General features: G+C 63.5%; 12 protein-coding genes and 1 pseudogene. 11 read left to right on the top strand and 2 right to left on the bottom strand.

All coding sequences use genetic code 11. From position 1 onward, the window contains the following. From BMIN_RS06670 to metF, 7 genes are all read left to right on the top strand, one after another. On the top strand, window positions 1–1533 hold the full coding sequence (locus BMIN_RS06670; protein ID WP_022860707.1) for a glutamate synthase subunit beta: 1533 nt from the start codon (window positions 1–3) through the stop codon (window positions 1531–1533). 71 nt (window positions 1534–1604) lie between these two features. Further along, complete coding sequence (locus BMIN_RS06665; protein ID WP_022860706.1) at window positions 1605–2036, top strand: membrane protein; 432 nt, start codon at window positions 1605–1607, stop codon at window positions 2034–2036. A gap of 1 nt (window position 2037) precedes the next feature. Continuing rightward, window positions 2038–2928 (top strand): ABC transporter ATP-binding protein, encoded by an 891-nt coding sequence (locus BMIN_RS06660; RefSeq protein ID WP_022860705.1) that lies wholly within the window; start codon window positions 2038–2040, stop codon window positions 2926–2928. Between the two features lie 43 nt (window positions 2929–2971). Next, window positions 2972–4141 (top strand): tRNA (adenine-N1)-methyltransferase, encoded by a 1170-nt coding sequence (locus BMIN_RS06655; protein ID WP_026647349.1) that lies wholly within the window; start codon window positions 2972–2974, stop codon window positions 4139–4141. Continuing rightward, entirely contained in the window at window positions 4131–4688 is a 558-nt protein-coding gene (locus tag BMIN_RS06650; RefSeq protein WP_022860703.1) for a SixA phosphatase family protein, read from the top strand. The genes BMIN_RS06655 and BMIN_RS06650 overlap by 11 nt, the downstream gene beginning before the upstream one ends. Window positions 4689–4805: 117 nt before the next feature. Beyond that, window positions 4806–7112, top strand: coding sequence for a 5-methyltetrahydropteroyltriglutamate--homocysteine S-methyltransferase (gene metE / locus BMIN_RS06645; RefSeq protein ID WP_022860702.1), 2307 nt, complete (start codon window positions 4806–4808; stop codon window positions 7110–7112). Next, window positions 7112–7960: a methylenetetrahydrofolate reductase [NAD(P)H] gene (gene metF / locus BMIN_RS06640; RefSeq protein WP_033507872.1), complete on the top strand. Its 849-nt coding sequence runs from the start codon at window positions 7112–7114 to the stop codon at window positions 7958–7960. Before metE ends, metF begins: the two co-directional genes overlap by 1 nt. A 198-nt stretch (window positions 7961–8158) precedes the next feature. On the opposite strand, the gene BMIN_RS08110 is transcribed toward metF, so the two are convergent. Continuing rightward, complete coding sequence (locus tag BMIN_RS08110; RefSeq protein ID WP_156097307.1) at window positions 8159–8347, bottom strand: hypothetical protein; 189 nt, start codon at window positions 8345–8347, stop codon at window positions 8159–8161. Continuing rightward, a complete protein-coding gene (locus tag BMIN_RS08630) occupies window positions 8347–8502 on the bottom strand; it encodes a hypothetical protein (RefSeq protein ID WP_156097306.1) in 156 nt (51 codons plus the stop codon). Before BMIN_RS08630 ends, BMIN_RS08110 begins: the two co-directional genes overlap by 1 nt. Before the next feature lie 43 nt (window positions 8503–8545). On the opposite strand from BMIN_RS08630, the pseudogene BMIN_RS06630 reads away from it, so the two are divergent. The 4 genes and pseudogenes from BMIN_RS06630 to BMIN_RS09000 form a co-directional block, all read left to right on the top strand. Next, window positions 8546–8911, top strand: a pseudogene (locus BMIN_RS06630) (substrate-binding domain-containing protein); the annotation flags it as partial. Between the two features lie 70 nt (window positions 8912–8981). Next, window positions 8982–10538: a sugar ABC transporter ATP-binding protein gene (locus BMIN_RS06625; RefSeq protein ID WP_022860699.1), complete on the top strand. Its 1557-nt coding sequence runs from the start codon at window positions 8982–8984 to the stop codon at window positions 10536–10538. Continuing rightward, window positions 10535–11404, top strand: a complete 870-nt coding sequence (locus BMIN_RS06620; protein WP_026647348.1) for an ABC transporter permease subunit — start codon at window positions 10535–10537, stop codon at window positions 11402–11404. The genes BMIN_RS06625 and BMIN_RS06620 overlap by 4 nt, the downstream gene beginning before the upstream one ends. Before the next feature lie 168 nt (window positions 11405–11572). Beyond that, complete coding sequence (locus tag BMIN_RS09000) at window positions 11573–11869, top strand: hypothetical protein (RefSeq protein ID WP_022860697.1); 297 nt, start codon at window positions 11573–11575, stop codon at window positions 11867–11869. Window positions 11870–11883 lie beyond the last annotated feature (14 nt).

Below are 11883 nucleotides of genomic sequence, written 5' to 3'. Positions count from 1 at the left end.
ATGGGCGACCCACGAGGATTTCTTAAGGTCCGCACCCGACGCGAGCTTGAGGAGCGTCCCGTCGAGGAACGCATCAAGGACTGGTTCGACGTCCACGCGCAGGATGGGCTACAGCCGTGGACGACGGAGCAGGCCGCCCGCTGCATGGACTGCGGCACGCCCTTCTGCATGACCGGATGCCCGCTGGGCAACATCATTCCCGAGTTCAATGACCTCGTCCGTCAGGGCAAGTGGGAGGACGCCTATCATCGGCTGTCCATGACGAACAACTTCCCCGAGGTCACGGGCCGCATCTGCCCCGCCCCCTGCGAGCAGGCATGCGTGCTGGGGATCCACCAGCCTCCGACGATGATCAAGAACGACGAGCTGACCATCATCGATCAGGCATGGGACCTCGATCTCGTCACGCCCATGGCGCCCGAGCGTCTGACCGACATGACCGTGGCCATCGTAGGCTCGGGTCCGGCGGGGATGGCCTGCGCCCAGCAGCTTACCCGCGCGGGGCACACGGTCGTGGTCTACGAGCGCTCCGACGCGATAGGCGGGCTGATGCGCTACGGCATCCCGAACTTCAAGCTCGACAAGCGCCTGCTCGACAAGCGCGTCGAGCAGATGGAGTCCGAAGGCACGCGCTTCGTCACCGGAGTCGAGATCGGAAAGGACATCGGCTGGGACGAACTCCGCTCCAGATACGACGCCGTCGTGGTGGCGATCGGATCGACCGTCCCGCGGGACATGTCGATTCCCGGACGCGAGCTCAAGGGCATTCATTTCGCCATGGACTTCCTGCCGGATGCGACGCGACGCGTCTACGGCGTCACGCCAGAGAAGGACATCACCGCCAAGGACAAGCACGTGGTCATCATCGGCGGCGGGGACACAGGATCGGACTGCCTCGGGACATCCCTGCGGCAAGGAGCCAAGGACGTCACCGTGCTCCAGATCATGTCGAAGGAGCCCAATGAACGTCCGGACGGCCAGCCGTGGCCGACCTACGCCCGGACGTATCAGAAGACCTCGTCGATGGAGGAGGGCGGCACCTACGTCTATGACACCGATTCCGTACGCTTCGTCGGCAACGACGGCGACGACGATCGGGTGAACGTCGAGCCGTCGACCAGGGCCGAGGGATTCCTCGCCGACGGGAACGGCCATGTCACCGGACTGAGGATAGCCAACGTCGCGCCCGGTGAGAATGGTCCCTTCACTCGTCAGCCGGGGACGGAGAGGGTGATACCGGCGGATCTGGTCCTGATCTCCGTTGGATTCCTCCATCCGGACACCGCAACGCTTCTCGATCAGCTTCCCGTCGAGCTCGATCAGAGGGGCAACATCTCCCGCGACAAGGGTTTCACGACCTCTCAGGACGGCGTCTTCGCCTGCGGCGACGCGGGCCGGGGCCAGAGCCTGGTCGTCTGGGCGATCTCCGAGGGCCGCAGCTGCGCCGCCGCGGTGGACCGCTTCCTGACGGGCTCCACCGAGCTCCCCTCACCGATTGTCCCCACGCAGCGTCCGATGATGCTTCCGCGATGACGACAGGCGGGTGCCCACGCCATCCGCCTGTCCATCCTAGGATGGTTCTCGTCCAATGAAGGAGGAGTGTTATGCCCAATCGTGAGGAACGACGAGCCCGGGCCCGTCGGGAACGCCGCAGTGGATCGCCTCGATCGTCCGCACCGGTCGCGCCACGTGGATCCGGACGCGTCAACGAATACGATCTTCAGGAGCGCTCACGGCGTCTTGCCGAGGGATCCGCAGGTCCATGGGTCCCTTCGGCCTCGGACTCGGAACAATGGGAGGACGAACCTCCGACCGCCAGCCACAGGTCGGCTGCATGGTGGGCGCGCGTGGTGTGCTGGTCGCTTATCGCCCTGTCCGCCGTCGCGTTCCTCGTGGCCATGTGGCTTCCCTCGCATCCCCTGTGGCTCCTCATCGTCGTGGCCGTGGCCTTCGCCATAGGCATCCTCTCCCTGTTCTTCGTATCGAGGGATCCCTCCTCGAACCCGCGGCTGGACGACAACGGAACGGCCGTCTGATATGCCGTCCGATATGCGCTCCGCCGCCGCGGTGGAGATTCGTGGTGTGAGCCTGCGACGTCAGGGGAGGACCATCATCCGGGACGTCGATCTGACGGTGATGCCGGGGGAGAAGTGGATCCTCTTCGGGCCCAACGGGATAGGGAAATCCACCATCGTCCGTATGATGGCAACCCGCCTTCATCCCACCGAGGGGACCGTCTCCATACTGGGCAACGCCCTCGGCAAGGTCGACGTGTTCTCCTATCGCCATCGGATAGGCCTGAGCTCCGCGGAGTTGTCCCGGTCATTCCCTCCGGATGAGGATCCGCTTGACGTCGTCCTCACCGCCCTCACGGCGACTACCGGACGCTGGCGGGAGACGTTCACTCCGGATGACGTGGCGAAGGCACGGACGCTTCTGTCAAGATTCGGAGTCTCCTATGTGGAGGGCAAGCGTCTCTTCCGTCTGTCCGAGGGGGAGAGGACGCGCGTCCTCGTCTGTCGGGCGCTGATGGCCGATCCGGATCTGCTGATTCTGGATGAGCCGACCACGGGCCTTGACCTCGGTGGCCGCGAGATCGCGCTTCAGGCCCTTTCTCGGATCGGCATGGACGGGGGATCGCGGGCCGTGGTCCTCGTCACCCACCGGCTGGAGGAGATACCCCGGGGATTCGACCATATCGCGATTATGGGCAGGGACGACGCGGGCAGGGACGACGATGACGCCGACGCCGACGCAGGTGGTGACGCTAGGGAATCGTCTCTGGAGGCCGATCCCGCGCCCGGCACGATAGTCTATGCCGGCTCTCTGAACGAGGGTCTGACCTCGCAAAGGCTGTCGAGGGTCTTCGGTCTGCCGCTGACCGTCGTGAGCACCAACGGCCGATGGGCGGCGTACGCCAGTGAGTGAGACGAAGGGAATTCACGTGGAGCATGGCCCGGGATGGTCGTCGATCCCGACGGTGCGCGGTCCGTTCCGGGCGGGCGAGAAGGTGCAGCTCACCGACAGGCGTGGGCGCAGATACACCGAGCAGCTCGTGCGCGGGGCCGCGAGCCAGACCGACCACGGTTTCATCCGGCATGACGACATCATCGGTCGGGATCCCGGAGTCGTCGTCATCTCCGTCAGCGGCCCGCGTCCGAATCAGACGCCGGACGCCACACCGGACGCCGCACCGGACGCCGCGAAGGCCGGCTTGGACGCATCCCCTGATGCCCCCAAGCCGTGGAAGGGCTCCCGTTCCATCGGCGGATGGCCCTATATGGTCATGCGTCCCCGTCTTGTCGACTACGTCCTGTCCATGCCACGCGGCGCGCAGATCATGTATCCGAAGGACATCGCCCAGGTGCTCGCCATCGGCGACATCCGTCCGGGGATGCGCGTTCTGGAGTCGGGCGCGGGGTCCGGCGCGATGAGTCTGGCCCTGGTCCAGGCGGTGGGGGCCTCCGGGGAACTGGTCAGCGTCGAGATGCGTTCGGAGTTCGCCAATGTGGCCAGGTCCAACGTCACGCTGTTCATGGGACACGAGCCGCCATGGTGGGAGGTCCGCGTCTCCGATTTCGATTCCGCGACGGCGGCCATGCCCGAGCATCATTTCGACCGCGTCGTCCTCGACATGCTCGATCCATGGAACCGTCTGGAGCACGCCTGGCGAGTCATGGCTCCGGGGGGCGTCCTCGTCGCCTATGTGACCACCACGTCGCAGATGTCGCGCATGGCCGAATCCCTTCGCGGCTCCGATCATTGGACGGAGCCGGAGATCGGGGAGACCATCGAGCGGGGATGGAAGGCCGAGGGGCTGGCCGTCAGACCCGAACACGAGATGATCGGTCATACGGGATTCCTCATCATGTCCCGGTCCATGGCCCCGGGGTCGGCCGCGCTTCGCCGCCATGCGCGGGCCGCCAAGGACACCAGTCGGGACATCGACTCGCTCAGCCCCGCGGAACGTCGAAGCCGTCTGGAGGAACTCGAGCTTCGCGACATCTCCGACCGCAAACTTCGCAAGGTTCTGCGCGATCTTGACAGACAGACCGCGTATCTGGCGTCCGGGACGAACGATCCCGCCGGTGACGCCGCTGCGACGGCCGACAGGGAAGGGACGACGCGCGATGGGCGTTGACATATCCTCGGTGGCCAGGCGATGCAAAACGCGTGGCCATGTGCTGATCGTGATGCGGCATGCGAAGGCCGAGCCCGGCGGGAACGAACCGGACTCGGAACGCGCCCTCACGGACAAGGGACGCAAGCAGGCCAAGCGCATGGCCAGGGGGCTTGTGGACATGGGACTGATGCCCGACCGCATCGCCTGCTCCGGAGCCGTGCGGGCCCGCCAGACACTGGACCGCATGCTGGGCGTGTTCGGCGACCATCCCCGTGTGGACTACCGCAAGCACCTGTACGACGGGGGGATCCAGGCCGTCGTCGACGAATTGTCGCACACATCCGACGACACGAGGATCCTGCTTCTTCTGGCGCACGAGCCCACGGTTTCGGTGGCCTCGCAATGGCTGTCCTCGCAGGACTCGGATCCGGCCTCGGAGGGGCTTCTGGGATTGGGGATGTCGGTCGGAAGCGTCGCGATCCTGACCGCGGACGGGCCATTCGACCGATGGCAGACGCATGGCGCCCGACTGGAGGCGGTTATCCGCCCGAAGGATCTGCGCTGACCAAAACCCGCTATAAACCCATCCTATAACGACATCACAATGCATCTAATGACGGTCTTCGGCTTTTATTGCTAACCTTATAGCCGTTACCCAAGAATATCGATTGAAGGAAGCGTCATGCCCGTTCTTACTTCCGTATCCGGTTTTCCCCGCATCGGTCGCGACAGAGAACTCAAAAAAGCCATCGAAGGATACTGGAAGGGGAACCTCTCCCTTCAGGAGGTCAGAAGCACCGCGGCCGATCTTCGCGCGCGCCACTGGAAGCTCCAGTCCCGGCAGGGCATCGACCTCATACCCAGCAACGACTTCAGCTACTACGACCAGATGCTCGACACCGCCATCATGCTCAATGCCGTTCCGCAGCGGTACCGGTCGTTGTCGTTCGATGATCCCGAGGACACCCTTTTCGCCATAGCCCGCGGATACCAGGGCGAACGCGGGGACGTCACCGCCCTGCCCATGAAGAAGTGGTTCACGACGAACTACCACTACATCGTTCCCGAAATCGATTACTCCACGGACATCCATCTGGCGTCGACGAAGCAGTTCGACGAGTTCCAGGAGGCCAGGGCGCTGGGGATCCTCACCAAGCCCGTCCTCATCGGTCCCTATACCTTCCTCAAGCTCGCGCGGACCCCGCAGGCCGAGGAGCTGTCCATCGACCGGGGGCTGATCAACGCCGTGTCGGGCGTCTACGCATCCGTGCTCCAGCGGTTCGCGGAGCTCGGGGCGTCGTGGGTTCAGTTCGATGAGCCCTATCTCTCGCTGGACAAGGAGAAGGGCGACGAATCACTGGTCACCGCCCTGTACACGACGATTCTCGGAACCCCCCACGCGGGCGTCAAGGTCCTCCTCAACACCTATTTCGGCCATGTGGGGGATATCTACGAGAAGCTGGCGCTGCTCGGATTCGACGGCATCGGACTTGACTTCGTCGAAGGACGGGAGGGGAACCTCACCGCGATCGAGCGTCACGGCGTCCCGCAGACCACCACCATCGTCGCCGGAGTGGTCAATGGCCGCAACATCTGGCGAAACAACTACGCCGACAGTCTGGGCCTGATCGACGCGCTGCGCACGGTGACCGATCACGTCGCGGTGTCCACCGCATGCTCCCTGCTGCACGTCCCCTACACGACGCAGGGCGAGGACGCCTTGGGGGAGGATGTGCTCCGCCATTTCGCGTTCGCCCAGGAGAAGCTCGTCGAGCTGCGTCAGATCGCCGATCTCGTCGATGCCTCCGATGACGCGCGTCGCGGATCGTCTGTTCTTCATGACAACCAGTCGTTGTTCGACGGAAGCCGCGTCGCGGCGGATCCCGCGGTGGCCCGCCGCCTCGCCGATCTGACCGACGACGATCTGGTCAGGCTCCCGGACAGAAGCGAACGGCAGAGGCTTCAGCGCGAGGAGCTGGGACTGCCTCTTCTGCCGACGACGACCATCGGGTCCTTCCCGCAGACGCGAGAGGTCCGCGCGGAACGTGCAAGACTGCGCAAGGGAGAGATAGATCAGGCGGCGTATGACGATTTCATCCGGGGCAAGATCGACGACGTCATCGCCCGGCAGGAATCCATCGGTCTGGACGTTCTCGTCCACGGCGAGTTCGAGCGCAACGACATGGTCGAGTATTTCGGACAGAACCTTCATGGATTCCTGTTCACCCGCAACGCCTGGGTCCAGTCCTATGGGACGCGCTGCGTGAAGCCTCCCATCGTCTGGTCGGACGTGTCCCGCGCAAGGCCCATCACGGTCAAGTGGAGCGCCTACGCCCAAAGCCGCACGTCTTCCATCGTCAAGGGCATGCTCACCGGTCCGGTCACCATACTCAACTGGTCCTGGCCCCGCGAGGACGTCTCCCATGAGCTTCAGACGCGTCAGCTGGCTCTGGCGATACGCGACGAGGTCCTCGACCTCGAAAAGGCCGGGATCAGAATCATCCAGATCGACGAGGCGGCGCTTCGCGAGAAGCTTCCCCTGCGTAGAAGCGACTGGCACACGCAATATCTGGACTGGGCGGTGCCGGCCTTCCGGCTGGTTCATTCCGGCGTCAAGCCGACCACACAGATCCACACGCATATGTGCTATTCGGAGTTCAACGACATCATCAAGGACATCGACGATATGGACGCGGACGTCATCTCCTTCGAGGCGTCGCGCGGTGATCTCGTCGTCCTTGACGCCATCCATGACGCGCATTTCGAAACCGAGGCGGGTCCCGGCGTCTACGACATCCATTCCCCCCGCATCCCCGGCGTCGAGGAGATCACGCGACGCATCAGGGAGATTCTGGCGAAGATCGACGCCGACAAGGTGTGGATCAATCCCGACTGCGGACTCAAAACCCGTGGCGACGCCGAGACGTGGCCGAGCCTCGAGAACATGGTCGAGGCCGCGCGCGCCATCCGGGCCGAACTGGAACGCTGATGCATGCTCCGGGTTTTTCGCTCGAGGTCTTCCCACCCCGGCGCAACGGTCCCGTCAGGACGATCTACGACACGCTGGACGGCCTTGAGGGGCTCAGCCCCGATTTCATCTCGGTGACCTACGGGCATGGATCGCAGGCGGACAGGTCGGCCACCGCACGGATCGCGTCGACGATAGCGCATGAATACCATATTCCCGTCGTGGCGCATCTGACCTCGTTGTATGCGGATGAGGCCAGCGTGGACGAGACGCTGACGGCGTTCGACGAGGCCGGGGTGAACGCCATCCTGGCCCTTCGCGGGGATCCCGTGGAAAGCCACACGCCGACGGGGGTCTTCCCTCACGCCAGCGATCTGGCTGCCTACATCCACAGGCGCCGTCCCGATATGACGCTGGTCGGCGCATGCTACCCCGAAGGGCACGCCGATTCCCCATCCCTGGAGGAGGATGTGTCAAATCTCGCGATCAAGGTCTCGGCGGGAGTCAGCCAGCTGATCACCCAGCTGTTCTACGACAACGAGGATTTCTACCGTTTCATGGACGTATGCGCCGCACATGGCATCACCGTGCCGATCTGCGCGGGCATCATGCCGATCATCAGCGAGAAGTCCGTCAGAAGCATGGCGTCGCGTGGGGGCTCGCATATCCCGCCAAAGGTCGAGGCGCTTCTGGACAGATGGGGGGACGCGCCCGACTGCCTCAGAAGCGCGGGCATCGTCTACGCGTCGGAGCAGATCGCCGATCTGATCGCCAACGGCGTGGCGGGCATCCATCTGTATACGATGAACCGACCCTCCACGACCCGTCGGATCTGGCGGAACGTATCGGGTCTTTTCGCCTCCGACTGAGACCGAGGTCCGATTGGAGACGGAATCCGATTGGAGACCGATTGAAGATGGGGTCTGAGGGGATTCGCCGTCCGTCCGATGGCCAATCCGTCGCCGGGTGACCATGGTGGGTGACCATGGCGGGAGGTCATGGTCGCCGGATTGGCCTACGGCGTGGATTAGTGCGACGTGGATCGGCTTGGCCCCAGGCGGGTCGCATCACGGGCGCTTGGAGCCCTTTGCTCCATGATTCGCGCCATGGGCTTTCGCACCGTTCGTCCTGCGCGGGCGCAGATCCGGGAAGCGCACCAGAATCGCCTTGTTCACAGGGGGTATCCTTCCCACGACCACGCCGAGGATCATGGCTCCGATGGCCGCCCAGGACGCCGCGTCCTGCTGCGCGGCCATCAGCACGAGAATGAGTCCGACTGCATGATGCCGCCCACCTGCTGAAATCGCACCTGTCTGTCGGTCATGTCGTTCTGTCTCATGGGCAGAACCCCCATAACCGTCCCTAGGACGAAGAACACCACGGTGGAGGCCACGAGTATGGCGATGGTCATTGTTCTCCTGACGTTGCGGGTGACGTTGCGGGTGACGTTGCGGGTCATCAACGCCATCCAATCGAAGCGTCCGGACATGGTTCCGGGAAGCTCCACATGGCCGTACATCACCGGACAGGACGCGATGGAGATCGCCGTAGCGAACATCGCCAAGGGAATGCAGGGGCAGACCGTCTTCAAGAACGTCAACGAACTCGCCGACGCCGTCTACGAGATGATCGTGGAGATCGCCGAAGGCAAGACGGTGAGCGGACTCAACGGCAAGTTCAACAACAACACCATCGACGTGCCGTCGAAGCTGCTCGATCCCCAGAGCATCACCAAGGACAACCTCTCCGACCTGGTGACCGCCAAGTACATCACCCAGGACCGCTTCGACAAGCTCACCGAGGGGACGGATGCCAAGTAACGCCGATCCGGGGCGGGGCGGCGACATCCGGTTCCGCCCCGGTCTGGCGATACCCAACAGGAGTGATGATATGTCAGACAATAACGTCATATTGACGATGGAGAACATCACCAAGACATTCGGGCCGGTCAAGGCCCTGAGCGATGTCAATCTATCGGTGGAGAAGGCCGAGATCCACGCCATCTGCGGGGAGAACGGCGCCGGAAAATCGACGCTGATGAACGTCCTGTCAGGAGTCTATCCGTTTGGGACCTATTCGGGGACGATCACATTCAACGGGAAGGAATGCCGCTATCGCACGATCGCCGACTCCGAGATGGACGGCATCGTGATCATCCACCAGGAGCTTGCGCTGAGCCCGTTCCTCTCCGTCGCCGAGAACATCTTCATCGGCAACGAAAGAAGCTCGCACGGCGTCATCGACTGGAACCAGACCCGAGCGGAGGCCATGAAGCTCCTCGACAGGGTCGGCCTCCCCGAGGATCCCGACACCAGGGTCATGGATCTGGGAGTGGGCAAGCAGCAGCTCGTGGAGATCGCGAAGGCCCTGTCGAAGAACGTGAAGCTCCTCATCCTCGACGAGCCCACCGCGGCCCTCAACGACGAGGATTCGGCCCATCTTCTCGACCTCGTCCGCCATCTGCGCGACGACCAGGGGGTGACCAGCATCATCATCACGCACAAGCTCAACGAGGTGGCGGCGATCGCCGACAACGTGACGATCATCCGCGACGGATCAACCGTGGGGGAGATGTACATCACGAAGGAGACCCCGCTCGATCAGGATGAGCTCATCCGCAAGATGGTGGGGCGGGAGCTCACGAACCTGTATCCCGAGCACACGCCGAATACCCCCGGCGAGGAGTACCTGCGCATCAAGGACTGGACGGTGTACCATCCCCTCGACCCCGGACGGATCATCGTGGACCATGCCAACATATCCGTGCGTTCCGGCGAGATCGTCGGACTGGCGGGATTGATGGGCGCGGGAAGGACCGAGATGTCCATGAGCGTCTTCGGCCGTTCCTACGGGTCCTCCATCAGCGGAGAGGTCTACGTCAAGGGGAGGAAGGTCAGCCTGCCGACCGTCCAGTCGGCGATCGACGCCGGACTCGCGTACGCCACCGAGGACCGCAAGGGGTACGGTCTCAATCTTCTCCAGAACATCCGGGAGAACGCGTCCATGGCCGCTCTCAAGCGGATGAGCAGGAACGGGGTCATGGACGACAACATCGAGCGCAAGGAGGTCGAGCGGTTCCGAACGGGGTTCAACATCAAATGCCGTGACATCGACGTCGGCGTATCGACGCTGTCCGGAGGAAACCAGCAGAAGGTCGTCCTCGCGAAGTGGGTTCTCTCCGATCCCGACGTCCTGATCCTCGACGAGCCGACACGAGGCATCGACGTGGGGGCGAAGTACGAGATCTACGAGATCATCGACCATCTGGCCGACCAGGGGAAGGCCGTCATCGTCATCTCCTCCGAGCTTCCCGAGCTCATCGGCATCTGCGACCGCATCTACACGGTCAGCCAGGGAGTCGTCACCGACGACGTCGACAGAAAAGGATTCACCCAGGAGTACCTGATGAAGGGCATGACGAAGGAAAAGGAAGTGGTGGCATCATGAGTGCTGCAATAACAACCAGCCACGTGGAGAGGAAAACCACCAGCGTTCTCGGCGCGGTGGCGAACAACGCCAGACAATACGGGATCGTGGGCGCCCTGCTGGTGATCGTGGTGGCGTTCGAGATTCTGACGAAGGGGGTTCTGCTCAAGCCGAACAGCTTCGTCTCGCTCATTCAGCAGAACGCGTACGTGATCATCCTGGCCATCGGCATGGTGATGGTGATCATCGCCACGCATATCGACCTGTCGGTGGGCTCGCTGGTGGCCTTCATCGGCGGCGTGTGCGCGCTGCTGATGGAACGTCAGGGCGTCAACTGGATGCTGGCCATCGCCATCGCCGCGGCCGTCATCCTCTTCGTCACGTATCTTCTGGCCTCATCCGGCAATGCCGACCAGGGCGGGATCCCGATCATGCTGGTGATCGTGGCCGTGCTTGTCCTCATCTACAACTTCATCCTCACGCGCACGGTGTTCGGACGCCACGTCTATGCCGTGGGCGGCAACAGGAAGGCGGCCATCCTCTCCGGAATCAACACGCGCAGGGTGGACTTCACCCTGTTCATCCATATGGGCTTCCTCTCCGCGGTCGCCGCCGTGTGCATGCTGTCCCGTCTGGCCTCGGCCACCGCTCAGGCCGGCATGGAGTTCGAGATGGACGCCATCGCCGCCTGCTTCATCGGCGGAACGGCTGTCACCGGTGGAATCGGAACCATCCCGGGGGCCATCGTCGGCGCCTTCGTCATGGGCGTGATCAACCAGGGTCTGTCCATCATGGGCGTCGACACCGCGATCGTCAAAACCATCAAGGGGCTCGTCCTCCTCCTCGCGGTCGCCGTGGACATCATGTCCAAGCGCAAGAAGAGCTGACCCCGGACCGTCCTGCCGCGTCGGCCGCCCACGAACATCATGGGTGGCCGACGCGGCGCACCCGCACCGCACCGCGGTCCGATCACGCAACACCGCACCGCACCCCGCACTGCACCTTGCACACCGCACACCGCACACCGCACGCACCATCACATGAGAAGGCATCCCATGAAACTCTCGGACCACGCCCACGGCAGACTCTACGCACTCACCTCATTGGCAAGCCTGATCTGGCTCGTCCAATCCCTGACGCAGGCCCACGCCGACGGATCGCTTCTCACCTGGCCGACGGCGATCTTCTCCCTATGCCTCGCCATCGTCGTCGCCTACACGGGATACTGCGGGTTCCGGATGATCCGTTCCACGGCGTCCGACCCATCCGACGCATCAGCATCCGGATCAGTATCCGACCCATCCGGCGCTGATCGTGGAGACGTCGACGACGGGCCGTCGTCACGGCCATAACCCGCGATCACGAT

This window comes from Bifidobacterium minimum (assembly GCF_000741645.1).
GTDB lineage: Bacteria > Actinomycetota > Actinomycetes > Actinomycetales > Bifidobacteriaceae > Bifidobacterium > Bifidobacterium minimum.
The sequence above is the reverse complement of the archived record's forward strand: the minus strand, read 5'-3'. Positions and strand labels throughout refer to the sequence as shown.